Origin of the sequence: Denitrobaculum tricleocarpae (assembly GCF_007004665.1) — a bacterium.
Taxonomy (GTDB): domain Bacteria; phylum Pseudomonadota; class Alphaproteobacteria; order Kiloniellales; family Kiloniellaceae; genus Denitrobaculum; species Denitrobaculum tricleocarpae.
The window spans coordinates 1-24365 of record NZ_ML660052.1; the positions used below are offsets into that span (position 1 = coordinate 1).

Genomic DNA, 24365 nt, shown 5'->3' on the forward strand with positions numbered 1-24365 from the left:
TGTTCTGCAGGCTCAAGGATTTCAGGAGGATAGCGACCCGCTACGACAAGCGTGCCGACACCTTCCTCGCGGCCATATGCCTCGCCGCTTCCATCACTTGGTGGATCAATTGAGTCCCGACCCTAGTGTGGTCCAGGACATCGCCGGGGATGCCAAGAGATACACCAAACCTCAACAGACCCTAGCTCTTTGGCGTAAACATCGCCCGTTCGGCCTTTACGAGATCATCGAGGAACTGCGCGAAGATCGCGATGCGTTTCGTGTTTTTCATGCTTTCGTGCCACACGGTGTAATAACTTCGCTGCAACGATTTCTCGGGAAAGAGGCGGACGAGGTCGGGACAGGGCGCCGCCATGAAGTCGTGCAACACGCCCACACCGGCCCCTGATTTCACGGCTTCGAACTGGCCCAGTGCGCTGGAGATCTCGATGCTTGAGTGCCAGCCGCGCAGGATCTCCGTGGTGTAATTCAAGGCCGGTGTAAAGATAAGATCCTCCACATAGCCAACCAGTTGATGTTCGTGCAGATCGGTCAATTGCAGGGGCGCGCCAGCACGCTCCAGATAGCTTTGCGAAGCGTAGAGCCCCAGGCTGTAGTCGGTGAGTTTGCGTGCCCTGAGCCGCCCCTTTTCCGGCCGGCCCACCATGATGGCAATATCTGCCTCACGTTGGGACAGGGAAAAGCTGCGCGGTGCCGGGACCAATTGAATTTGCAGATCGGGGAAGCGCGCTGTCAGCTTGTGCAGGCGGGGTGACAGAAACGCGATGCCGAAGCCGTCGGGCGCGCCGACGCGGATCGTTCCCGAGACGTCGCTCTCGGATCCTTTGAGTGCAGACTGAGCGCCCAGGAACTCGCTTTCGATCCGCGTGGCGATTTCCAGAAGGGCCGTGCCGTCGGCCGTCAGCTCGCAACCGCCGGTGCTGCGGTCAAAGAGTTTGCTGTCGAGAGCTTGCTCTAAGGCATTGATACGGCGACTAAGTTTAGCCTGACTCACGCCCAGCCGGGTTGCAGCGCCGAGCATCTGTCCTGCCCGAGCCACCGCAATAAAGTACTTTGCGTCATCCCAGTTCATATCTGATACCAAGGGTCATTGTTAACGCTCCTTGGTGTTATCGCCAAAAATGAATAGTAGATCATCTCGATTGTGTATATCGGTGGAGTGTTGGAGTCGATAGATTTGCATTCAAATAGAAGAGATCGGGATGAGAAGGGCGCGACAAAGGCGACCTGCCGGTCCGGTAAATCCGATCTGGAGGAGGAAAGCATGACCGAACTCGCGCATTACGTTAACGGAGCTGCTGTTGCAGGCATGTCCGGCCGCAGCCAGCCCGTCTTTAATCCGGCGACGGGCACATCCGAAAAAACCGTGGCGCTGGCATCCGTGGACGAGGTGAACAAAGCCGTTGCCGCCGCAAAGTCAGCCTGGCCCGCCTGGTCGAAGACACCGGCCCTGCGCCGCGCCCGGATTATGGATAAGTTCAAGTCCATCCTCTGGGATCGTGCGCCTCAACTGGCCGAAGCGATTTCTTCCGAGCACGGCAAGACCCACGACGACGCTCTGGGCGAAGTGACCCGTGGTCTGGAAGTGGTCGAGTACGCCACCAGCGCGCCCAGCTTTCTGAAGGGTGAATTCTCCGAAAACGTCGGACCGGATATCGACTGCCAGATGATCCGCCAGAGCCTGGGTGTCTGCGCGGGCATCACGCCCTTCAACTTTCCGGCCATGGTGCCGATGTGGATGTTCCCGATTGCGATCGTGACCGGCAACACTTTCGTGTTGAAGCCATCCGAGCGCGATCCCTCCGCCTCGCTTTTGCTGGCCGAATGGTTGAGCGAAGCCGGGTTGCCGGAAGGCGTGTTCAATGTCGTTCAGGGCGATAAGGAAGCCGTGGACGCCATTCTGCATCATCCCGATATCAAAGCGGTCAGTTTCGTCGGTTCCACCCCGATCGCGCAGTACATCCATCAGACGGGCACTTCCATGGGTAAGCGCGTCCAGGCCCTGGGCGGCGCGAAGAACCACATGGTCATTATGCCCGACGCTGATCTGGACATGGCTGCCAGTGCGCTCATGGGCGCAGGCTATGGCTCGGCCGGTGAACGCTGCATGGCGATCTCGGTTGCGGTCCCGGTGACGGATGCCGTGGCCGATGCGCTGATCGAGAAGCTGGTGCCGCAGATCGAAGCCCTGAAAATCGGTCCCGCGGCCGACCGCGATTCCGAGATGGGTCCTCTGGTGACCGAACAGCACCTGAACAAGGTGCGCGGTTATATCGACAGCGGCGAATCGCAGGGCGCCAGGGTCGTGGTCGATGGCCGCGGTTTCAAGCAGGACAAACAGGGCTACGAGAACGGTTACTTCATCGGCGGCACGCTGCTGGACAACGTGACCGAGGACATGGACTGCTACAGGAACGAGATCTTCGGTCCGGTTCTCTCCGTGGTGCGCAAGCAATCCTATCAGGATGCCGTTGATCTGATCCATGGGCATGAGTATGCCAACGGCACCGCCGTCTTCACCCGTGACGGTGACGTGGCGCGCAACTTCAGTCAGGATATCGAAGTCGGTATGGTCGGCATCAACGTGCCGATCCCCGTGCCCATGGCCTTCCACAGCTTCGGCGGTTGGAAAGCCTCGATTTTCGGTGATCATCACATGCACGGCATGGAGGGTGTGCGCTTCTACACCCGGATCAAAACGACCACGACGCGCTGGCCGACCGGTCAACGCACGGACCCGGAATTCACCATGCCGACACTCGGCTGATTTCTGAACGAACGACCTTCCACACTTGCCCCCGCCAGATCTGCCTGGCGGGGGTTTTCTTTTTTTGAGAAGAAGTTATCTCCTGAGCCGCCGTCGGTTTGAACCTTATTCCGGCGGGTACCAGTAGCGGGCGGTTTCATCACCGCGCCGGATGACGACAAAGTTATTCGCAAAAACGCGGTAGGGCGCGCTCCAGCTTCCGTCGGGCCACTTGATACGGATCTCGGCGCGTTCTGCAGTGCCCAACCCCACATGCAGAAAGCCAAGCTTTCCGGACCCGTGGCCACCCCCGACCTGAACCTTGCGGATGCGGGTGTCGTTGCCGGACTTAATGGTGACGGATGCGCCGACGGCGTCCCGGTTCGCATCCTCCTGCTGCAGCTCGATTTGCAGCCAGTTTCCCATGGGGCGCGTTCCGAAGCCGGTGCGCGCGCCACGGTTTCTGAAGAGGCTCAGGGGTTCTTCGCGGTTGACGACCGCCAGGTCGAGCAGGCCGTCCGCGTTGAAGTCGGCAACCGCGGCACCACGCCCCCGGCGATCAAGTGCGATGCCCGCGTCTGCACCTGCCTCGTAAAAACTGCCGTCGTGCTGCCCGAGCAGCAGGTTATCCGGGTCGTAAGCGGCGAAATCGGGCATCTGTTCCACATTGCCCTTTGCGACGAAAAGATCCAGACGGCCGTCATTGTTGAAATCCGAGAAGTCGGCGTGCCAGCCGGTGGAAGGCTTGAGGTCTTCCCCAACGTAGGGCCGGTGGGCTGTTGCGCCCCGTTCGAAGGCGATGTCCCGGTAGGTCGGGCGGTCCTCCTCGCTCTCTGCATCGAGAGTCTGCAGCTTCGTATCGCCCATCGATGTCAGGGCATACTCCGGAAAGCCATCGGCGTTGAGGTCGGCTTCCGCGATGCCCATACCCCAGATCTTGATGCTCTTCCAGCCGTCGGCGGCGCGATACGGGCGGCCTGGCCGGCCCGGTTCCAGATGCCAGAGTTGCTCCTGCCCGCCGCGATAATACTGGCGGTCATTGGTGATCCGCAGTGCCGGTTCGCCGGAGCGGTTCCAGTCGGTGAAGAGCATGGAGAGGGCGCAGTAACCGGGTGTCAGTCGCTGGGAGTTGGCGTAATCCGGTGTTTCGCTGTTTCCATCGGGCCGGTGCAGGAGGTTGTCATGGCAGGTGCCCCAGGGAGAACCGGGCGCGGCCCGATCGACATAGTTACCGAAGGCGAGGGTCGGGAAAACCTGGCCGGCCTCGAAGGTCGCGGCAAAGGCCGTGGTCCAGTTTCGCCCGCCGTCATAGGAGAATCTGCGGTTCGAGCGGGTGAAGGTGCAGTCGGGGCCGCCCTTGAGAAGGGCGTTCGCGCCGACCCGCAAGACCACGAGATCCTTGATGCCGTCGTTATCAATATCGATAGGATAGAAGCCGGTCGTCCGTCGGGAGACGCCCTCGCTCAGGGCATCGGGTTTGTGTTCGAACTTGAGATCGCCACCCGCACGGCTGCGGTTGATATAGACTTTCGCTGCGTTGCTGCCACCGGCAACGGCAAGATCCGGCATGCGGTCGCCGTTGCAGTCGAACGCCGCGACCCCGCCGCCCACGAAGTGCTCCCAGGGACCGCCGTAGCGGTGATCGATCCCGGCAAGAGCTGCCTGCTCCTGCATGACGGGAATATCCAGCGCTGGCCCTGCCCTCTGGTCCAGCGTTTCGGCCGTGGCGACTGGCGTTGCAAGGCAGCCGGCAAGGATCAGAGAGAGCCCCCGCCGTTTCATTCCGGTATCACCAGAGTCTTCAAAAATGCAATGAGCGCGGACTTATCGCCGTCGGAAAGTGCAAGGTAGTTATCCCGGCTTTCCCGTCCTTCGCCGCCGTGCGCGCGGATGACTTCGTCGAGCGTCGTGAGGTCGCCGCGATGGCCGTAGGGCGCGGTCGAGCCAATGCCCCACAGCTCCGAGGTCTGGAAAACGTTGCGTTCGACAAAACGCTGCGACAGCAACTCGTTCCCGAGTGTAGCCACCTGGCGATCCGTCATGGCGTGACGCTTCAGATCGCCGAAGAGCGGTACCATGATCTGGTTGCTTGTGTTCCGTGGCAGTGTCCTCGCCCAGTCGAGCAGTTCAAGATTGTAGGTGGAGGCTGCATCCACCTCGCCCTGCCGCAGTGTGCCGGCGGCGTCGAAGGGTCCGGGGTCTTCGAACGAAAGCGCCTCGAGCGGGAGGGCTCTGATGTGGCAGCTCGAACAGCCAACGCTATCGAACAACAGGTCGCCTTTACCGGCGGCTGCACGCCAGGCAGGGTCCTCTGGCGTGACTTGCAGGGGGGGCGGTCGTGTTGCCTGCCAGGCGACAAGCGCGGAGATGTCTCCAGTGGAGATCTCACCGGAGACACCGTCCTCATCGAAATCTGTCTCTCCGGTCCAGCGAGCGCCAAAGCGCTCGTCAGCTTGCATGCCGTGATGATGGTTCAGCGCGTTAATCGTGAATTGCCGGAGCGAGGTCATCACGCCCTTTTGTCCGAAGGGCCGCACGACAAGATCGCTGTCGATGCCTTCGGTCTTGCTCAGATCGAGGATGCCGTCCGGACCTGCCATGATTTGGCCAAACTGCACGCCTTTCGTGACAAGCTTCCGGGTTTGCGTTTCGGCACTGCTGCGGGCGGCGCGCAATGCCTCGCGCCGGATGGCGTGAAGATCCGCCGTCATCTCGCGCGCCAGCAGCTCGATAAGGCCGGCACCCATGAGGTGGTTCGTATTGCGCTCGTTGGAAAACTGCGGATCGGTCGTGTCGAAATCGGCATTGGTGAAGCCTTCCGACACGAAGACGTTCACCGAGAAATCGCCAGCGCCGCCGGTGACCGGGTCGTTGTGACAGCCGGCGCAGCTGTTTGCATCGAGTCCGGCGGTGCGATGGAATTGCTTTTCCGGCAGGCGTTTGCGTTTTGTGGGAATGATGGCCTGCGTCGCCATGGGGCGCCCCACGCCGTCGTGCAGTGTGAATTTCGCTTTGAAAAGCCGTTCGCCGTGACCGGTCAGCGTATTCAAGCGGGTGGGGTCGAGGTCGCCGGAATAGCGGGTCTGGTCTACATGGGTTTTATGGACTCTCTCCTCCCACGGCTCCCCGGCCAAAGCAGCCGAGGCAGAGACTATAAGCCCCAAGGCTGAAATCCGGGTGAGCCAATCCCTATTCATAAACTGCTTTCCCCCGTTGCTGTATTGCCAGCTTACTCCGCTGCAGGATTCCACGCACGGGCAAGGATGCGCGAAGTTTAGTGCATTGGCTTTTGCGAGTCACATGCATCCGTTATGCGCAAAAAGTCTGCGCTTTCCCGAGGATAGAGTGCTGTTGTCGAAAAAAAACGTCACTCTAACTAGCTGATACAAAACAGAATTAGAAAAAAATCGATAAAAGCAAATTTTTTCGGGAAGGATTTCCGGTTGCGCCCGTTGTTCTGTTGAAAAGGCCCAAACGAGAGGGTCGCGAAACAGGAGATACAACGATGAAACGTCTTTTAGCACCTTTGATTGCCTTGCCGCTCGCGGCCTGTTCCATCACCGATGATTTCGAAATTCCGACCATTTCTTCCGTGACCTCACTCTTTGCGCCAGTCGGTCCTGAGACACGGCCATTGACGGCATCGATTGCACCGGTGCAGCGGCCTTCGGCCAACGCGCTGTCCAGCATGACCGTCGCGGATCTTGAGAACGGCAGCCGCAAGACCTTTGACGTCAAATCCTTTGGCAACGGCGTGCGCGTCCGCGAAGGAAACGGATGCATATGGACGCGCGCTGGCGACTGGTTTTCACCGTCCGACAGCTGGGCAAATTGCGGAACCTCGAGCAGCTGGCATACGGGTCAGGCCAAGGTTCGCGAACTCGACTCTCTCTATCCTTTACGCGTCGGAAGTGTCGGAAGCTATCAGCGCAGCGCCGTATCGCATACAGGCCGCAGCTACAGCCGAAAAACCCGCTGCGAGGTCACCGACGCAGTTGATGTTCTGCGCGAGGGCCGAGCCGCGACACCGGCTTATGTTGTCGAGTGTGACGACAGCCGTCGTGTCCGGACGACCTGGTTTGCTCCCGGTGAGGGTCCCATCGCTTATCGAGAAGTGCACAGGCGTAACGGTGTCGAAGAAGCCTGGGTCCGGATCAACTGATTACCGGGGTCCGACAAGATGAATTTCAGATGAAGTCGGAATGAACGCAGAAGCAAGAACGCGTGAACGAAAATGAAAATAGCCGTTAAAAAACAATTTAGTAACACAAGTGAGCGACGCGCCGTGATAAGTGCGGACTCACAAATTGGCGGCGCCTCTCAAGGTCGCTGCCGGTCCACAGAAGCCAAAAACCCAACAGGAGTGGCGTGCTCCTGTGAAGCTCTCAAGGAGTCCGACATGCAGTATTTCCGACGCTTACTAACAGCCATCGACACTCAGCCTTATCTTGACGAAATTGCAGCCGTCGAGGGGGCGTGGGATCAGTCGACCGGTCGCCAGAATAAAATCAGAGTCCAGCGTGAAGCACAGGCAATTCCGTTGCGTGGTCTGCGAAAGTCGGCCATCGCCGGTCGCAAGCGCAGCGATGTGCATGAAAGCCGCTGGACAAGCGGTTCGGTCAACTTTCCGCTCGCCTGTCAGTTTTTGCGCGATACCGCGAAAGCGGAAGATAGCCTGCTCAGCCGCGGAAAGATCGTTTGCCTACCCGCCGGCCGGCGCGTCTATCCGCATATTGACCGCGGCGAATACTACGCCGTCCGCAATCGCTATCACCTGGTTCTGAAATCGGCTTGCGGATCCTGGCTCAAGGCCGGAGATGAAGAAATCCGGATGCAGGAGGGCGAACTGTGGTGGTTTGACAATAAACAGGTCCATGAAGCCTACAACGACGGCGATCAGGACCGGATTCACATGATTTTCGATCTTCTACCTCGTGCTGCCGCCGAACGCGTTTTCGGCACGGCCGCCTGAAAAGGATAAATTGATGTTAAACCCTGTATCCGAGCTTCCGGGCTGTGCACCTTCGGAAACGGTCACCCTTCTCTACCGGCCCGCAAAAGGCAAAGGCGCACTTTCCTGCTGGCTTGCGCTCCCTTCGAATATGCCGGCGGACGCGACGCCGATCGTCGCGGTCCATGGTATCCGGCGCGGTGCGAAACAGCAGGCCGAGGCTCTCGCTCCCCGCGCCGCCGCACTCGGACGTCCCGTCATCGCGCCTCTGTTCGACAAGGTGAATTGGCCTAAATACCAGCAGGTCGTGCGGGGTCAACGTGCCGACCTCGCTCTGCTGGAATTGATGACAGAATTGCGTCTCACCGGGACCTGGCGGACCCGAAACTTCGAGCTCTGTGGCTACTCGGGTGGGGCGCAGTTCGCTCACCGCTTTGCGATGCTATATCCTCAACTGGTAACGCGCCTGACCGTATCATCGGCTGGCTGGTACACCTTTCTGGATGATGCGGCTTTCCCTTACGGCCTGAACGAACGGCCCGGAAAGACCAACGACTGGGGCCCGCGTTTCGCGGCAGGTTTAGACCAGTTTCTGCGAATCCCGGTTCAGGTCTGCATCGGGGAAGAGGATTGCGTCTCTGACGATAACACGCGCCAGGGGCCGGAGATCGACGCGCAACAGGGCAGGGATCGCCTTACGCGGGCCAGACGCTGGAGCGCGGCCTTCTGTAAGGCGGCTTCAGAGCGCGGTTTGACTCCCCGGATCACGCTTTCGGTTATGCCCGGCTGCGGTCACGACTTTCAGGATTGCGTTCAGTATGGCGGCCTCGACCGCCTGATCCTGCCGGATGGCGTCGCAACAGCTCTGGAGCAGTCTTCACTTTACTCCCAACAGCAGGAAGATGGGGAGGCCGTGAAGCAGATCTGAAGTGGTCTTCATCTGGTGTTCATCGGCCCTTGAAGGTCAGTTCATCAAGGTGACAGACGCTCTTCAACAGACTGCTCCATACTCACTCAAACAAATTCAAAACACTTTAGTTTCGCACTTTACCGCGTGCTGGAAAATTCAGGAGAAATCAAATGACCGTCCTTACTCCCATCGCTCTTAATACACTCGACCAGGCTAAATGGGCCTTTTCTACCCGCCGGGTTGCTCGCGAAGACGCAGTTGGTTTGCTTGACATGTTGTCTTATGCCACCTCTGGCGATCTTGTTCTCGGCCGTGTCGAGTGCATCGGATCCCACAAAAAAATCCAGTTGGCTCAAGGCCGCGCATCTGAACTCTACATCGGTGACCTGGTCGTGCTCGCTTGTGGCGACCGCTATGCTCCGGATCAGTTCGAAGGACTTGCTGAGTTGGATCCGCAAGGCGCTGATATGCTGGCCGGTGGCGGCGTTCTGGGCCGGATGCGGCATCGCCATGCCAAAATGTCGGCGCCAACCCGCATCACTCCTCTCGGATTGCTGGCAAATGCCGCGGGCAAAGCGGTCAACCTCGCGGACTATGCACTGGAGAAAGTCACCCGGCCAGAAGGTTTGAGGGTGGTGGGCGTTGTGGGCGCGTCTATGAATTCAGGCAAGACCACTGCGGTTGCGGGTCTTGCGCACGGCTTGAGTCGCGCCGGTTACCAGGTCGCCGCTATCAAAGCGACAGGCACCGGGGCGTTCGGCGACTTCAATGCTTTTGTGGATACCGGCGCGCGCTACGTCGCGGACTTTACCGACGCGGGAATGGTCTCCACCTACCGGCAGCCTCTCGCCCGGATCGAAGCCGGTCTGGACACGCTATTGGCGCATGCCAAGCGTGACGGCTGCGATGTTGCCGTCGTCGAATTGGCGGACGGTGTGTTTCAGAAGGAGACGGCGGATCTCCTGAAAAAACCGCATGTCCGCGACGGCTTTGCCGGGATGGTCTTCGCGGCACCCGATGCCCTTGCTGCCGCCGGTGGCTGCGCCGCTTTGCGCGCAATGGGTATTGAGCCTGCTGCGGTCACAGGCATGGTGAGCTGTTCCCCGCTTGGAGCGGCCGAAGCAGAGGCTGCCACAGGTGTTCAGGTCGTCACGCGCAGTGCACTCTGTGATCCTGCACAGGCGAATGCACTCGTCGCACAGATGCTTGCCAAACAGGGCGCCCACGCTCTGGAGCTTTCCGAAATCGGAGTTGCAGCATGACCTCGCTGTTCACGCGCGTTCAGCGCCCGGATGCTCAGTCCAAGGGCCGAGGTGTCCGGAGCCGCCTACCGCGCATTTTCGGCGAGGGCCGTAAGATCAGCATTCTTCTGGTCGCGGTCCTCGCCCTCGGCCAGGGTATTGCCGCGGGGGTTGCGGCCTTTGCGACCCGCGATGTCTTCGCAGCCTTTCGCGAGAACGACGCGATCCTGCCAACGCTCGCTCTGGCCCTGATCGTGATCGGCGGTCTGGCCATCGCAGTTTTAAGAGTCGGAGAGCGTCTGTTGGCAGAACGCGTCGGGCAGGACTATGCAGCCTCCTTGCGCCTGAAACTCTTCAAGCACCTTTCCCGCATGTCCGCGCGGAGCGTGTCACAGCGCCGAAAGGGCGCTCTGGCAATGCGCTTCGTCGGAGATCTGGCATCGGTCCGCGGCTGGGTCAGCCTTGGCGTCGCCCGACTGATCTCCGCCTGTATCCTTCTGCCTGTGACCGGCGTCGTTCTCTACCTGCTGAATCCCAAGCTCGCGACAGCCGCTGCGGTGCCGATTGCACTCGGCCTGATCGCCATGACATTGATTGGGCCAAGTCTCGGACCGGCACACAAACGCTTGCGGGCGCGCCGTGCCCGTCTGGCGGCCGATATGAGTGAACGTGTGCCCCATGCGCCCGAACTGCGGCTCCTCGGGCGCAGCGAAATCGAAACCTCGCATCTGCGCCGGCGCACGAAAAAACTTGTCGCGTCCGCTCTTGAGCGCGCGCGCGGTGCCGCAGTCCTGACGGCGATACCAGATGTGATATCCGGGCTCGCTGCTGCTGCCGTCTTCTGGACAGCCCTGCGCGCCGGCGCGTCCGGCGCCGATGCAGCGGGTGCCATGGCCGCAGTAGGACTATTGATCCAGCCTATTCGCGACCTGGCCGGCGTTTGGGACCGGCATCGCGCCTGGATCGCCGCGCGTGATAAGTGTGACGCGATGCTTGCAGCACCGAAGCTCGAGCTTCCCAACGATAAACCGGCTGCACCTCTCCCTTCTGTACCCTGCAGTTTGCGGTTCACGAATGTTTCAGCGGGGCTCTTGAATGATGTAACGATCACCGCCGAACCGGGGCAAAAGATCGCGATCGTGGGCGGGAACGGCGCGGGCAAGTCCACCCTTCTTGGCCTGGCTGCCGGATTGGAGCAGCCTGATAACGGCAGGGTACTGCTTGGAGACCGGAATCCGGTCGGTTTGAGCGCGAAAGAGCGCCGGAGCCTCTTGTCTTTGGTCGGCAAGCATTCACCCATTCTCGCCGGCAGTCTGCGCCGTGCCCTTACCATGGGCGTCTCTGACCGGCCCGACGACAGCAAGATACTGGCGGCGGCGGACACCTTCGGATTATGCGAGACGATCGACCGGCTTGGCGGGCTTGACGAAAAGGTCTCGGAAGCGGGCCGGAATCTCTCGGCTGGCGAGGCGCGCAGGCTGCTTTTAGCGCGGGCCGCACTTGCGGACCCGAAGCTCATGCTCCTGGATGAGCCGGACGATGCGCTCGATACCGATGGCCCGGATCTGATCGAAAACCTGGTCCGGCAGAGCGATGCAACCGCGCTGGTGATCACACACAATCTGGCTGTTGCCCGCCGAATGGATCTGATATGGTTTATAGAAGACGGGAAAATACTGGAAATCGGCCCGCCTGAAGTACTTCTCACCTGTGAGGGGCCGACCAATCGATTCTTTGCACCCCGCCGGGTGGCATAAAAAGGGCTGGCGTAGACTTGCGCTATCTAACCAAACTCACCCTCTCTTTCAGTGCGCTCCTGGCAATTGCGCTGGTTTCCGCCGGTATTGCTCTCTGGAGCGCGCAGTCTGCGGAGCGGCACCTTGAGCGTTCGCAGCTCGCGTACCAGGTGCACGGACGATATCTCTCGCTCTCAAACCATACCTACCAGCTCTTCAAGCAGTTCGGCGATGCGCTGATGATCGGTGACCGAGACCAGGGACGCGGTGAAGCCGTGCTGCTCACGGCTATTCGCAGCGATATCCGGGAACTGCGCATCCTGATCGCCGAAGAAGTCCAATTGGTGGGTGATGAGGAGATCGAAGAGCTCGAACTCCTTGCGCAGATCGAACGCAAGATCGAGTCTGTTTTACAGGAGTTCCAGCGTCTGCAGACCAGCGCCGAGTCCTCGGATCCCGCGCAGTTTCAGGACCGGCTTTCCAAGTTCCTGGATGAAAAGATAGATGCGGATTTCGAGGCCCTGATTGCGGAGGCCCTTGCGGAGGAGGAAGGGGAGGTAGCCGAGACTACAGCGGAGATGCAATACGCAATCGTCCTCTTCGAGGTTGCCGCTATTTTGGCTGGCGTGATTGCCGCTTTAACCGCCATTTTCGGCATTCTATTCCTGCGCCGGGGGTTGACTGTGCCCTTGCAGCGTCTGTTGAGAGGGGCAGAGGCCGTCGGACGCGGCGAGCTCGATCATCGTATCGACGTTCCCGGCGATACGGAACTTGGCAGTGTGGCACAGGCCTTTAACCAGATGATTGATAATGTCGCCGAGCGGCAGGATCTCCTGTCTGCGTCGCGCGATGCGCTTGAGCACGAAGTCTCGCGCAGAACTGAGCAATTGCAAAAACTCCTCAAGACTCTGCGGGAGTCCGAGGACAACCGGAAACGCCTGCTGGCGGACGTCAGTCACGAGTTGCGAACCCCGCTCACCATTATCCGGGGCGAAGCCGACGTCGCCCTGCGCGGCGGGGATCGCAGCATCGGCGAATATCAGGAGGTTTTGAACCGGACGCGCGAGGCGGCGGATCACACGGCCCGGATCGTAGACGATCTGTTGTTCGTTGCCCGTCAGGAAAGCGGCGAAGTCCGGATCCGGCCCCGGGAAATCGATCTCGCGGAACTCGTGCAGCGGGCTGTGACAGCCGGGAAAGCGCTTGGAAGCAGCGCAAAGGCCGTTAGCTTCGAGACCTCTGTTACAGATGCCAAACTGCAGGCCGACCCGCGCCGGATTCAGCAGGTCGTGACGATCCTGCTGGAGAATGCACTGCGCTACGGTGGGGAGAACGTCCAGGTCCGTTTGGATTATGCCCCGGGGGGATTCGCGGTGACGATTGCTGATGACGGGCCCGGCCTGACCGATTCAGACCAAGAGCATGTTTTTGAGCGATTCTTCCGTGGCTCGAACGCCGCCATTCGTTACGATGGCGGCGCAGGCCTGGGCCTGCCGGTGGCAAAGGCAATCGTAGAGGCACATGGCGGTCAGATTGCCCTGACAAGCGAACCGGGTGAAGGCGTGGAGGCACGCTTCACGCTTCCAAACCGCGTACGCCTCGAAGCGGCGTCCTAAAAAAAACTTCCCTTTCTCATGACGATTTTGCGCATGCAAGACGTTACTCGCTCTGATTGAAAAACCCACTCAACCTGCAAGATACCTGAAGCTGCTATACTTCAGCGGAACGAGTGGGCCTGTGAGTTTTTTGCTCGCCCCTTTTTTGTCACAACGTTACAGGGATTAAATCGCCGAAGTGACCGTTGTTGTCATGAAAGCCGGCCCGTTTCGGGGAGATTCAGTTACAGCTGGATCGCTCGTCCGGCCGGATCTGACACAGACCATTTGCGGTCCGTGTGCGCAGGTTGTAGCTGAGCGGAAAGTTCGCTCCTGGCTGCAAAGTGTCACACGCGAACAGAAGGAACGGCGATATGTCTCTCTCTCCCCAAGCGATGCGCGCGTCTTGCGAATCGCGGAATGATCGGCTCCGGGAGGATTTGGAACCATGAACCTTTTACTTGTGGAAGACGAGGCCCGGGTTGCCGACTTCATCGTCCGGGGCCTGCGCGCCGAGGGATGGGTGGTGACCCATGCGCCCGACGCCGAGACCGCAATGGAGCTGTCGCAGCAGGACCGCTTCGACGTGATCGTTCTGGATCTGGTGCTGCCCGGCATGCAGGGGCAGGACTTTTGCCGGAAACTGCGTGCGCGCCGGGACCTGACGCCTATTCTTATGCTCTCGGCGCTCGATGCGCTGGATGAACGGGTCGCGGGTCTACGTCTCGGTGCCGACGACTACATGGGCAAGCCTTTCGAGTTCGATGAGCTTATCGCCCGTATCGAAGCCCTTGCAAGGCGCTCAACTCAATTCAGCGATCCGCCCGTTCAAAGTCTGTTGCAGGTCGGCGCCATCGCATTGGATCTGGAGAGCCTGCAGGCGACCGTGGAGGGCGAGGTGCTCGATCTGACCGCCAAGGAGCGCGAGATTCTGAAACTCTTTCTCTCCAAGCCCGGCCGCGTCTTCTCACGCGAGCGCATTCTCAACAGCGTTTGGGGTACCAATGAAGATCCCCTGACCAACGTTGTGGATGTTTATGTCGGCCGCCTGCGCCGCAAACTCGGGACGCAGTGCGACAAACTGCAAACCATCAGAGGGGCGGGTTACCGGCTGAGGGGGGACTGACGTGCGCGCCCGGCCTGCGCTCAGGCAGACTCTATACCCGGGTAAAACCGCACTCCGGGTGTTTTTGGTCCAGTCTCAAAAGAGCGCGTCAGGAACCTCATGTCGTACGAAACACCCGCTCAAACGATTCCCGCAACCATTTGATCGTGGCCTGGATCCTGAGAGTCTGTACGGTGTCATGGTAGGCGTGAATGTAGAGCGTGCGTTCAAGCTCGGGATCGCCATTGCTGACCCGCACCAGCCGCTCGTCCTGCCCGGCGATACACATGGGCAGAAGTCCGTTCCCCAGCCCCACGCCGACGGCGCTCATCAGAATTTGCGCGTCAGACGCTGTAAAACGCATGTCTTTGCTGCGTTGGCGCAGCCGCCGGTTCGCGCGTTCGAGCAGGGGAAAGGTTGAGAGTTCGTCCTGGAACGCGACCCAGCCTTCGACATCGTGCTCCACCTCACGCGACCGGTACACCGCATAGGGGATCTTTCCCAGGGCGATGGTAAAGGCGCCGTCTTTAGGCTCGGTCTCGAACCAGAGCGATAACGATGCGCCGCTGCGCACCAGGTTGTCCGGCGGGCGGGTCAGGGTGCGCAGATCGATCAGCGGGTTTGTCTGCAGGAAATCCGAGACCGCCGTTTCCGTGAGGCGTTTGATGATCCAGCCGTTGGCGATGAGACGCACCGTTCCAACCGGGCCTTCATTCGATTCCGTGACTTCATCGACCAGGGACGCGATCTGGTTCTGCACCACCATCACACGGTTGATGGTCGATTGGCCCGCATCGGTCAGGGCAAAGCCGGCTTTGGTCCTGACGAAGAGCGGTACACCCAGGTCGGCTTCCAGGCTCGACAAGCGCCGCCCCGCCGTAGAGGTGTCGACCCCGAGGACCTGGGCCGCGCGCGTCAGAGAGCCGGTCCGGCTGATCGCCAGCGCCACTTTCAGATTATTCCAGTCCATCTTATCCGTTCATCCCGTGGCGTGCGCTCATGCTGTATTGCGCAGTGGTGGCGGCCGATTGGCTTCCAGCAGATGATCCATAATGGCCATGTGGACATCGTCGGCGTGGGTGACGTGCCCCATGTGTCCGGCGCCGGATACATCCACCAGCCGGGCATTCGGCAGAACCTCGGCGAGCGCACCGGCAATGGCTTCGGTGGGCGTCGGCGTGTGCTCACCCCGCAGAAGCAGCACCGGCATGTTCAGTTCCGAATAAGAGCCCAACAGCACCGATTCTTCCATCAGGGCGTAGAACTCCAGGGGAGCCTTCGGGGCCCAGCGCAGCATCAGTTTCTGAAGATCCGACCGCATCGTGACCCAGGCGTCGGCGCCGTTCCAGTAGTCGACAAAGCTGGTCATGGCGGCTTTGTAATCCCCAACGGCGACCCGGGTTTTGACAAAGCTGTTCAGCTCCATGATTTCAGCGAAGCCCTCCTCGCCCTCTCTGCCGATTTGACGCAGCAGGTGGTAGGCGCAGGGTTCGTAAACCGCGAGGCTCGCAATTTTGTGGGGGCGGGCCAGAGCGATGTGGAGGGCCAGCGCGCCGCCGTAGGAATGTCCGATCAGATGCACCGGGTCCACGCTTGCGTCTATGATCTCGATGGCTCCGGCGGCTTCGTCCGCGAGCGTGAAGGGCTGTTCCCCTGGCCAGTCGCCCCGGTTGTCGGTGCCGTAGTTCTCCGGCGTGTGCAGTTCGAAGTCGGGGCCAAGCACGTCATGAAGGCTGCGCCACTGCTTCGCGTTCCATCCGGAGCAATGCAGTGCGATCACCTTTGTCCGGGCGTGCCCCTTCGCGGGGAACTGCTTCACTGCGTCCGTCCGTAGAAAGTCTTCGGGCCTTGGAAAGTCTTCGGGGGATGCGGTCTTGTCCGGCTTTGAGATTTCTTCCGGCTTTGCGAATTCATCTGGCATGGCCTTGCCCAGCTTTTTCATGGGTGGTGCGAAACGATCGGGCTCGTCACTGATCAGCTCATGAACGATCCCGGGTCTTTAAGTACCCCCGGTATAACTCTTGATGAACCCGTATAAATGCACGCCTTTCATGCAATCCTGCAGGATAGGCCAAAAACACGAGGTTTAGCAGGGCTTTGGGAGGATCTCATCTTTTTGGCAAACGCGCTGTGGTTCTCACGAAACCTGAAAGCCCGGCCTCCCGAATTCGGCCTGAAGGAACATCGTCTCTGCAGAAATACTTTTTGATTATGCAGTTTTGCGGGTTCTTCTCGTGGCCAGACGGACTTAATAAAGCACAAGTGAAATAAATTCGTAGACAAACGATTTTTATCACCGCCTCTCCGCGGAGAGGGACCTGAATGTTCAAAAATCAGATTTCAATATCGGCAGGCTCCGCCGCACTTACGTTCGAATCAAATTCTAAAAGGGATGTCCATTATGAGAACCAGAAACTTGAAACTCTTCGCCGCCGCTTCCATTGCAAGTGCTTGTCTCACCGGAACGGCCGCGGCCCAAAACGCCACGACCGGCCAGAACACAACCACCGGCACCACTGCCGCCCAGGAGGCTCCCTCTGGCATTGATACTGCCCGCTACGAGGGCCGGAACCTCCCCGAGCTGGGCTGGAACGACACACTGAAGCGCTACAACTTCGACAACGACAAGTTTATCGGCCAGCGCTTTTCGGCGACCTGCCCGCCCCGCAACATCCGGGACAAGAACGACGATCTCTACGGCACCGACGTCTATCCCAGCGACAATCCGATCTGCGTTGCCGCTTTGCACGCGGGCAAGATCACGGCAGCGGACGGCGGCCCCTTCACCCTTCAGGTGAATCCTGGCCTCGAGTCTTACACCGGCAGCAGCCGCAACGAAGTCGATTCCGCCAATCTGCCGGGCACCAAGCGCTCCATGGTCTTCCTCGATGCCGCCAACACCGCTGCCGCCGACGAAGCGCGGGCGCCTTACATCCCGCGGGTCAAGTGGGACATGAAGTTTACCAAGTCCGGTTACGCCTACAAGAAACTCCGCGGCCAGCGTTTCACCTTCAACTGTCCGGCAGCCCCCAGCGGCAGGCTCCGGGCCATCACCGGCACGGATTCCTACAGCCTGAACGCGGTGATCTGTGTGGCCGCGGTCCACGCCGGCAAGATCACCAAGGACGGCGGCCTCGTGCACATTCAGATGGATGAGGGCAAGTCGAAACTCGTGGGCAGCATCCGCAACGAGATCGAGAGCGGCAACGGCTCGGGCAGCAGCGGCACCGTCTCCTACGTCGACGCCACGTTCTAAGCCCTTAGCGCTTGCGTGCCGCAAAGTGTCTCGGAATTTGCGTTCGAAATCAGCGCTCGGCTGATTGAGAGGCAGTGAATTCCGAGGCCGCTTAAATGCAAACTGCTCTATGCGCGAAACGCGCGTCTACAGCTGACCAAGCCGAGGGGGCGGCCCGGATCGAGAGAACCCGGGGTGTCCCCTTTGGCGTGTCTTTCAGCCGACTCAATTCTCTGGCCTTCCCGATCTCCGGCCCAACCCAAAGGAGCGACCATGATCCTCCGCGTCCTGACCCATCTCTTTCTGCTGGGCGCGCTCTGCCTCCTCGCGGGCGCCATCGCCCACAATCAGCTTTCGCCCAGCTTCACCACCGCCATGACAGTCCCCTTCGCCAACCTGGCCAGCCTGATCCTGGCCCTCATCGCCTCGGCCCTCGCTACTTACGGCTACCGCCGCGACCAGAGCTCGCGGGCCGCAAAACGGCGCATGTGGATCGTGATCGCTTGCGCGCTGGTTTTGGCGCTGCTGCTGCCGATGTCGGACCTGGGGTATTTGAGTAGCGTGAGGTAGGGGGTGAAGTGCCTTGAGTGCTTGCGTTCGTATCAGCGCGAGACCCCGCCCTTGAACCCGACCACGAAGGAACGCGAGATCCTGAAGCTCTTCTATGCAAACCCGGCCTGGTCTTCTCCCACGGTTGCATCCTCAAAAGCCGCCTGGAGCACTAACGAAGCCCCCCTGACCAATGTGGCGGATGTTTATGTGGGCAGCTTAAGGCGGAAGCTGAGCGAGCAGGGGAGAAGCTGCAGACGGGTAGAGGGGCAAGATATCGATTGAAGGCGGAGTGAGAGTAGAGCGGCGCCTGGCTGGGGATAGGCCAGAAAGATCAAACGAGCAAAGCGGGTTGTGTTGGGGTGTTCAGGGGGCGGTTGAGGGCGGTTTCGATGTGGGTGAGAGCGAGTGTGAGTTTCATCTGAAACCATTTGACGGTCTAACTCCCCTTCTCAAAGCCAAACTCCCGGATCAAGAAGTCGACGGTTGCCTGGTCGCGCATCTTGCAGATAGTGCTCTGGTTCGCGAAGGCCTCCTATACGAACCAGCCCCGCATGGCATTCACACGATTAACGTAATTTGGTGCTGGCCTGTCCGCATGTGCGGGCGGCACAGCGATGATAGGAAGCAGCTTGTCCCTGAAATCAGCTAGGCCAGCATCCAAATTGTTGGTGCTCAGGTCTTGCTCCATCCGCCCGTTGCGGTGAACGCGGTAAGCAGCATCGAATGTTACGAGACCTCGGTCATAAGCCCGGTGATGTAGCGCGCACAACGCGACCCCGTTCGACGTTTCATCTGTACTCTCGGGATGGGCTGCTGGTAAAATATGTGCGGCATCTAGAAGTCTAAGCTGCACACCGCACATCGCGCAGGCATGAGAATAGGCAGTCAGAACCCGGTCTTTAAAGTTAGCGTCCCTAAGAGCTTTCTTTGTGGATACAACAGCGTATCGGCGTGATTCGGGAACAATTGCCTCAATCTCTGCCTCGTCGATATTTTCAGGGTTCTCGCAGATTTCCGCTAGAAGTCGAAGCGTCTCATCCGATGATCCGCAGGCATGGAGTTCGTCCATGTAGCGCAGATACGTTCCCATATAGGCAGACTTCACCGCAAAAGCGACTTCCTCTTCACCTTTGAACTGGTGAGCCAGTCCGTTGATGTGAGCCGATTCAAGAGCCGGTTGCCGTATTTGGATAGACGGAGACCCTCCAAGCGGGCCGCTATGGCGGCTAATGTCATAGGCAGCAAAAACACGCAGATCGTCACACCAGCCGAGGATTGCCGTTTTCCCGCCAACCTCTGGAACAAACCTCTGTCGCCCCTCGATCTCAGGCAGCCCTGTGACTTGTATCCGCCACTCATTCGGTAGGCTTGCGCGACCGCCAAATGTTAGATTCCAGATGTAGAGTCGTAACCTGAAGGATTTATCTCCATCCATGATCTGATATGCAGCGGGGTGGGTGCGTTCTTCAGAAAGCCTTAGGAAGCTCTGCCCGCTTTGGTACAGAGATTCCTCGAATAGTTGAAACAGCGCAGGCTTTCGGAGTGGCGCCATTCTCTACTCTGCAGCCTCGATGATCGTAACTTCTTTGGGTTCATCTTTTGGTTTCCGCATGTGCGCCGGACGTAGTTTGCCACCATCCTTGGGAAGGGGCGCAGATTCACGTTCATCACCGCCGTTCCAAAGAAGGCCTGGATGGGCGATCCGATAGTAGCCATCATCTTCTTTTTTCGAATTCTTTGCCTTAGGAGGTTCAACAGGCTTTACAAAGCGGCCTTTTGCGCCTTCGAGATATGACTCAACTAATTCAGCACAGATCCATCGCCTTCCTAGTCGTTCACAAACCTCTCCGGTAATGCAGCTTCCGCCAAAGGGGTCGAGCACGAGATCGCCAGGATCTGTCACCATTCGGATGAAATACTCAGGCAACGCCGCCGGAAAGCGTGCAGGATGCGCTTTGAGTCCCTGTTCCTTGCAATAGCGCATGTAACTGCTGTTGCTCTCGGTATTGGGTAGTGCAATCAAGTTCGGCGGAATGGAGGCCCCATTATCAATGGAGAACTTTTCACTAATGTCGTGACCTGACGGCCTGAGCTTTGCTTTGTAACCGTTACTCAAAAGACTTTTCATGCTGTCGCTGTAGGGCTGCAGGACGCGCCGATTGCTGGCCTTTGGCCACGGTGATTTGGACAACCACCAGACAGTGTTTATGCCGTCTTTCACGCGAATGCGACGCACATTTACCCATTCAGCAGGTGTCGGCAATTTTGACGGATTCCACCAATAAAACTCCTGAGAAAGATGAAAGCCGTACTCTTCACACAACATGATGAGAAGTTTGAAGTGATAGAGGCTTCGCACTGGTAGTCCTGGTTTCCACGCACCGCCAAGATCTATGACAAGGCTGCCGTCCTCTTTCAGGATGCGATGGAACTGCTCTGCAAAACTCCGGAACCACTCCAGGTAAGCATCCTCTTGTTCGTTGCCATAATCTTTCTTTCGAGTCAGTGCAAACGGAGGACTTGTCACAATCAAATTGACGGAGTCTTTTTTGCGCTGCTTCATCACCGCCAGACTGTCGGCGTGAAAAATCTTGCCGAGCTTTGTATTGTGGAAGACTGTCGGAGGTTCTTGTTTTGCCATATATTCGTCTCCCTTACAGATCGAGTTTCTTTAAGTTCATAGCATGACGCGCCTCGCGCTCGAAGGCCCGTATAACTGTAGCTGGGCTATCGCTGATGTTGTGCAAGTCGCCCCCGTCCAGCATCACAATCGCAAGATTGGAGTCGGCCATGATCCTATTGGCGTAGCGCCTTGCTTCATTGCCGATATCCCCTGTCGTGACCATCACGATGACATTGCTCTTCAGGAAATGTGTAAGGCCTACCTCTTTTGCTACGTCGTCAAGGGAGACACGCGCAGTGTTCTTACACTGTATCTGCCAGCGCGAAAACACTAGGCGCGCACTTTCAAAGACCAGATCAACCTCTGCCCCGCCGGTCTGGTTGGCGCGCAGGCGAGTGGCCACGTAAGTCATATCCAGGAGGCGCATAATCTTGAAGGCAAGCGCTTCGAGTGCTAATCCCGCTTTGTAACGATCTTTCTCTTTGATCTCTTCCAAAATATCGGAGAGCGGCGTGCGCAGTAGTGCAAGAAGCTTCGGATCGGTTTGCCCCTTTAACTGTTCCAGAAGCGGCTCGACAACATCTGCAATCAGCTTGTCGGTTGGTGCTACCTGAAACGGCTTTGCTCCGCGTCCGGTAGTCGTTTTGTCCGCCGTAATGTATCCCGCCTCAACCAGACTATGCAGAACCATCTTTGGCAGGCTCTTCTCAGGGAACTTGATACCGTAGGTAGCTGTTGCCAGTTTCACGATTTTATTCGCAGGCTGCGGATCGCGCTCTCCAGTATTGGCAAGCGCCCGCAAGAATGTCCGCTGCTCAGGTGTAAAGTCCGCCAGAGCCTCGAACTCATCCGGATTAAGCCCAAGAATATCTTCGATGCGATGCGGATTAACCTGCCATCTACTCCCGACAAACACACCTGCTTTGGCAAGCCACAAGCGCATCATGCTCGGATGCTTACCGCCGGAGGGATAGTGCACGCCCCGCGCTGCAAGTCCCTCTCGAAGCGTTGTTAGCGTCACAACTTCACCTGCGGCCACCATGTCCTGAATGCAGCGCACAAGCGTCATACCGTGGAGATTTAGAAGGATATGTTTGGCAAACCGCTCATACAGAGATGGCTCATCATTCGTGAGCAGGAGCAGTTCCTGTCCAAACTCCGTCAAGGCCGCCTCCCGGTCGATGATCCCATATGCGATCATCCCTAGCTTGGTATTGTTGGCGAGTTTCCCTCGGTTGTACTCAGTAGTCTTGTGGTTATCGAAATAGGTCGCCCGCACGGCGTCCTCAAAGGCGTGCCAGTCACCGCCATGTTCATCAGCCATCTCCAGAACGCGAGCAAGCTCGATTTGAGAGGGGGAAAACTCGCTGCCGAATGGAAGATCGCTTCTTTTCATCTCTGACCCACACTCAAGGTCGAGACATCATAGGTCTCTGCGATTGCTCTCAGGGCATTGTGATCGCTTTCGTCCAGACTGATACTTAATCCTACTAGTTTTTTGCCTAATCTCGATTTTGCCATAGCTTCACCATTTTGGTGTTTTCCGCACCATTAAACCTCTATATCTAGCGGTGAGCAACGGTGACTTTGCCTAGATATAGAGATATCCACAAGATAATGCCAAGCTGAGGCCTATTGCATGCAGGCCTTTATGCATGCGTCTTAGGTCGACCAAGAAGCGATACTCGCACTGTTGGCACCGCATTTGAGAATAGGGTGCCATTCATTCAGCTTAGGAATGGCAAATCACAAGGTTCCAAGGAAGGCGCAACCCTAACCCCCCAACCTCCCCCAAAAACCCAACAACCTCCTCAATCCCCGCCCGGCGCTTCAGGTCGGTAAAGACCACCGGCCGTTCCCCGCGCCCCTTCGCGGCATCCGCCTTCATCACCTCCAGATCCGCCCCCACGTGCGGGGCCAGATCCGTCTTGTTCACCACCAGCAGGTCGCTCCGCGTAATCGCCGGTCCCCCCTTCCGCGGGATGTCTTCGCCCTGGCAGACGGAGATGACATAGATCGAGAGGTCGGCGAGTTCGGGGCTGAAGGTGGCGGCGAGGTTGTCACCGCCGGATTCGATGAAGACCACGTCCAGGTCCGGGTGGCGGGCGTTGAGTTCGGCGACGGCGGCGAGGTTGAGGGAGGCGTCTTCGCGGATGGCTGTGTGGGGGCAGCCGCCGGTTTCCACCCCGACGATGCGGTCCTCGGCGAGGGCCTGGACGCGGGCGAGATACATCGCGTCCTCGCGGGTGTAGATGTCGTTGGTGACCACGCCGACGGACAAGCGGCCTCGGAGGGCTTCGCAGAGGCGCTGGGTCAGGGTGGTTTTGCCGGAGCCCACCGGGCCGCCGATGCCGACGCGTAAGGGGCCGTAGGGGGACTTTTGGAGCGGGCTGGGAGCTTCGGCACTGGTGGAGGATTCCGCCCGGCCCTCTGGGCGGGCGCCGCTATTGACGGTGGGATCGGGGCTGCTCATGAGCGGAACAATCTCGTGTGCTGGGTTTCATGGGCCATGGCGCAGATCTCGGCCATGATATTGTTGGTGGTCAGGTCCTCGAGCCGGGTTGCGGCGGCGCGGGCGGCGGTCTCTGCGATCACCGGCTCCAGGCCAGCGAGGAGGCTCTGGCCTTCGCTCTGGCCGAGCGGCACCAGGCGAATGGCGGCGGAAATCAGGTTGGAGACGCCGGCGTGCAGCCAGGCCTCCAGGGCCGGCGCCGCTGCGATGCCGTGACCGGCCGCTGCGCCCGCGACGGCAAGCGGATAAACCGCTTCGGAACCGAGCACCTCTTCCAAAAGCGTGAGCGTTTCACAGGGCCAGGCCTGCTGTGTCGTGCGCAGGAAGGCGCTGCCCAGGGCCAGGGTCTCTTCCCGTAGTTCTCTCGCGGGCTGGAAGGCGAGGGCGAAGGCGTTGATCTCCGCGAGGGTTGGATTGTCTGGGCCGTCGCGCTCCCGCGCCGCTTCATGGGCGCGGGCGAAGATCACCGCGTCGCTCCAGAGACTCCCGCCTGTCAGGCTGTCCCCGATCCAGTCCTGCGTGCCCGCGCGGTCCGTCACCAGCCCCCGCGCGATGGCGGTTTCCAGCCCCTGGCTATAGGCAAAAGCGCCGACCGGATAGGCGGGGGAAAGCCAGGTGAGCAGGCGGTAGAGAGCGGAAGAGGACTCACTGGTCATGGCCGTGTCCGTCGCTATGCGCGTGACTATGGTCGTGCTCATGGCTGTGCCCGTGACCATGACCGGCGCTATCGTAAGCCCCGCCTTCCGGATTGAAAGGCTCCACGACCTTACCGACCTCGGCGCCCAGGCGCTCCAGCATATCGGCGATCACCCGGTCGCGGCGGATCAGGATGCGGTCCGGTTCGATCTGCGATTCCAGATGGCGGTTGCCCAGGTGCCAGGCCAGGCGCAGCAGGTGCGGTGTGTCCCTGGCGCGCACCTCCAGCAGAGGTTCCGGCAGAGCGCGCACTTCCAGCGTGCGCCCATCCTCCAGACGCAGCCCGTCGCCATGACGCAGCAGCACCCGCTCAGGCAGGTCGAGCAGAAACCGCAGGCCGCCGTCGCTTGTCAGCGCAATGCGCCGCCGGTCCCGCTGACCCTGCTCCAGGGTGACGGAGTCGGCGGGCGGGCCGTTCCACTGGCCGGCGGGAAGGTGCTGGGAGGCGCGGATCATCTTCTGT

General features: G+C 59.3%; 22 protein-coding genes and 1 pseudogene. 12 read left to right on the plus strand and 11 right to left on the minus strand.

Annotated elements, in window-relative coordinates:
• Positions 1-113 (plus strand): annotated as a pseudogene (locus FKG95_RS00005) (IS5/IS1182 family transposase); the annotation flags it as partial.
• Positions 114-181: 68 nt separating this feature from the next.
• On the opposite strand, the gene FKG95_RS00010 reads toward FKG95_RS00005, so the two are convergent.
• Positions 182-1072, minus strand: a complete 891-nt coding sequence (locus FKG95_RS00010) for a LysR family transcriptional regulator (RefSeq protein ID WP_142893883.1) — start codon at positions 1070-1072, stop codon at positions 182-184.
• A 192-nt stretch (positions 1073-1264) separates the two neighbouring features.
• On the opposite strand from FKG95_RS00010, the gene FKG95_RS00015 reads away from it, so the two are divergent.
• Positions 1265-2767: a CoA-acylating methylmalonate-semialdehyde dehydrogenase gene (locus FKG95_RS00015; protein WP_142893885.1), complete on the plus strand. Its 1503-nt coding sequence runs from the start codon at positions 1265-1267 to the stop codon at positions 2765-2767.
• 105 nt (positions 2768-2872) lie between these two features.
• Here the strand turns inward: FKG95_RS00015 and FKG95_RS00020 are convergent, their stop codons facing one another.
• Together FKG95_RS00020 and FKG95_RS00025 are read right to left on the minus strand one after the other, a co-directional pair.
• Positions 2873-4528 carry a CRTAC1 family protein gene (locus FKG95_RS00020; RefSeq protein WP_142893887.1) on the minus strand — a complete coding sequence of 552 codons (1656 nt, stop codon included), beginning with the start codon at positions 4526-4528 and terminating at the stop codon, positions 2873-2875.
• A complete protein-coding gene (locus FKG95_RS00025) occupies positions 4525-5943 on the minus strand; it encodes a di-heme oxidoredictase family protein (RefSeq protein ID WP_142893889.1) in 1419 nt (472 codons plus the stop codon). The genes FKG95_RS00020 and FKG95_RS00025 overlap by 4 nt, the downstream gene beginning before the upstream one ends.
• A 308-nt stretch (positions 5944-6251) precedes the next feature.
• On the opposite strand from FKG95_RS00025, the gene FKG95_RS00030 reads away from it, so the two are divergent.
• The 7 genes from FKG95_RS00030 (at position 6252) to FKG95_RS00060 (ending at position 14305) form a co-directional block, all read left to right on the plus strand.
• The gene (locus tag FKG95_RS00030) at positions 6252-6908 is read left to right on the plus strand and encodes a hypothetical protein (protein WP_142893891.1); all 657 of its coding nucleotides are present in this window, start codon (positions 6252-6254) and stop codon (positions 6906-6908) included.
• Positions 6909-6980: 72 nt separating this feature from the next.
• Positions 6981-7718 carry an aspartyl/asparaginyl beta-hydroxylase domain-containing protein gene (locus tag FKG95_RS00035; RefSeq protein ID WP_142893893.1) on the plus strand — a complete coding sequence of 246 codons (738 nt, stop codon included), beginning with the start codon at positions 6981-6983 and terminating at the stop codon, positions 7716-7718.
• 13 nt (positions 7719-7731) lie between these two features.
• Positions 7732-8625, plus strand: coding sequence for an alpha/beta fold hydrolase (locus tag FKG95_RS00040; protein ID WP_142893895.1), 894 nt, complete (start codon positions 7732-7734; stop codon positions 8623-8625).
• Positions 8626-8777: 152 nt separating this feature from the next.
• Complete coding sequence (locus FKG95_RS00045) at positions 8778-9869, plus strand: P-loop NTPase family protein (RefSeq protein ID WP_142893897.1); 1092 nt, start codon at positions 8778-8780, stop codon at positions 9867-9869.
• On the plus strand, positions 9866-11605 hold the full coding sequence (locus FKG95_RS00050) for an ATP-binding cassette domain-containing protein (RefSeq protein ID WP_142893899.1): 1740 nt from the start codon (positions 9866-9868) through the stop codon (positions 11603-11605). Before FKG95_RS00045 ends, FKG95_RS00050 begins: the two co-directional genes overlap by 4 nt.
• A gap of 17 nt (positions 11606-11622) precedes the next feature.
• Positions 11623-13200: a sensor histidine kinase gene (locus FKG95_RS00055; protein ID WP_142893901.1), complete on the plus strand. Its 1578-nt coding sequence runs from the start codon at positions 11623-11625 to the stop codon at positions 13198-13200.
• 427 nt (positions 13201-13627) lie between these two features.
• Positions 13628-14305: a response regulator transcription factor gene (locus FKG95_RS00060; protein ID WP_142893903.1), complete on the plus strand. Its 678-nt coding sequence runs from the start codon at positions 13628-13630 to the stop codon at positions 14303-14305.
• A gap of 97 nt (positions 14306-14402) precedes the next feature.
• On the opposite strand, the gene FKG95_RS00065 is transcribed toward FKG95_RS00060, so the two are convergent.
• Both FKG95_RS00065 and FKG95_RS00070 read right to left on the minus strand, forming a co-directional pair.
• Positions 14403-15254, minus strand: coding sequence for a LysR family transcriptional regulator (locus FKG95_RS00065; protein ID WP_142893905.1), 852 nt, complete (start codon positions 15252-15254; stop codon positions 14403-14405).
• 27 nt (positions 15255-15281) lie between these two features.
• Positions 15282-16205 carry an alpha/beta fold hydrolase gene (locus FKG95_RS00070; protein WP_142893907.1) on the minus strand — a complete coding sequence of 308 codons (924 nt, stop codon included), beginning with the start codon at positions 16203-16205 and terminating at the stop codon, positions 15282-15284.
• A 480-nt stretch (positions 16206-16685) separates the two neighbouring features.
• On the opposite strand from FKG95_RS00070, the gene FKG95_RS00075 reads away from it, so the two are divergent.
• The 3 genes from FKG95_RS00075 to FKG95_RS00085 all read left to right on the plus strand — a co-directional run bounded on the left by FKG95_RS00075 (position 16686) and on the right by FKG95_RS00085 (position 18353).
• A complete protein-coding gene (locus FKG95_RS00075) occupies positions 16686-17540 on the plus strand; it encodes an LCCL domain-containing protein (RefSeq protein ID WP_179953859.1) in 855 nt (284 codons plus the stop codon).
• 252 nt (positions 17541-17792) lie between these two features.
• Complete coding sequence (locus FKG95_RS00080; protein WP_142893911.1) at positions 17793-18089, plus strand: hypothetical protein; 297 nt, start codon at positions 17793-17795, stop codon at positions 18087-18089.
• Between the two features lie 51 nt (positions 18090-18140).
• On the plus strand, positions 18141-18353 hold the full coding sequence (locus tag FKG95_RS00085; RefSeq protein WP_179953860.1) for a winged helix-turn-helix domain-containing protein: 213 nt from the start codon (positions 18141-18143) through the stop codon (positions 18351-18353).
• 250 nt (positions 18354-18603) lie between these two features.
• On the opposite strand, the gene FKG95_RS00090 is transcribed toward FKG95_RS00085, so the two are convergent.
• The 6 genes from FKG95_RS00090 to FKG95_RS00115 all read right to left on the minus strand — a co-directional run bounded on the left by FKG95_RS00090 (position 18604) and on the right by FKG95_RS00115 (position 24358).
• Positions 18604-19623, minus strand: coding sequence for an HNH endonuclease (locus FKG95_RS00090; RefSeq protein ID WP_142893915.1), 1020 nt, complete (start codon positions 19621-19623; stop codon positions 18604-18606).
• Between the two features lie 3 nt (positions 19624-19626).
• Positions 19627-20712 carry a DNA methyltransferase gene (locus FKG95_RS00095; RefSeq protein ID WP_142893917.1) on the minus strand — a complete coding sequence of 362 codons (1086 nt, stop codon included), beginning with the start codon at positions 20710-20712 and terminating at the stop codon, positions 19627-19629.
• 13 nt (positions 20713-20725) lie between these two features.
• Positions 20726-22090 carry a restriction endonuclease gene (locus FKG95_RS00100; protein WP_142893919.1) on the minus strand — a complete coding sequence of 455 codons (1365 nt, stop codon included), beginning with the start codon at positions 22088-22090 and terminating at the stop codon, positions 20726-20728.
• Positions 22091-22426: 336 nt separating this feature from the next.
• Entirely contained in the window at positions 22427-23167 is a 741-nt protein-coding gene (gene ureG, locus FKG95_RS00105) for an urease accessory protein UreG (protein ID WP_142893921.1), read from the minus strand.
• Positions 23164-23904, minus strand: coding sequence for an urease accessory protein UreF (locus FKG95_RS00110; RefSeq protein WP_218940020.1), 741 nt, complete (start codon positions 23902-23904; stop codon positions 23164-23166). Before FKG95_RS00110 ends, ureG begins: the two co-directional genes overlap by 4 nt.
• Entirely contained in the window at positions 23852-24358 is a 507-nt protein-coding gene (locus FKG95_RS00115; RefSeq protein ID WP_142893925.1) for an urease accessory protein UreE, read from the minus strand. Before FKG95_RS00115 ends, FKG95_RS00110 begins: the two co-directional genes overlap by 53 nt.
• Positions 24359-24365 lie beyond the last annotated feature (7 nt).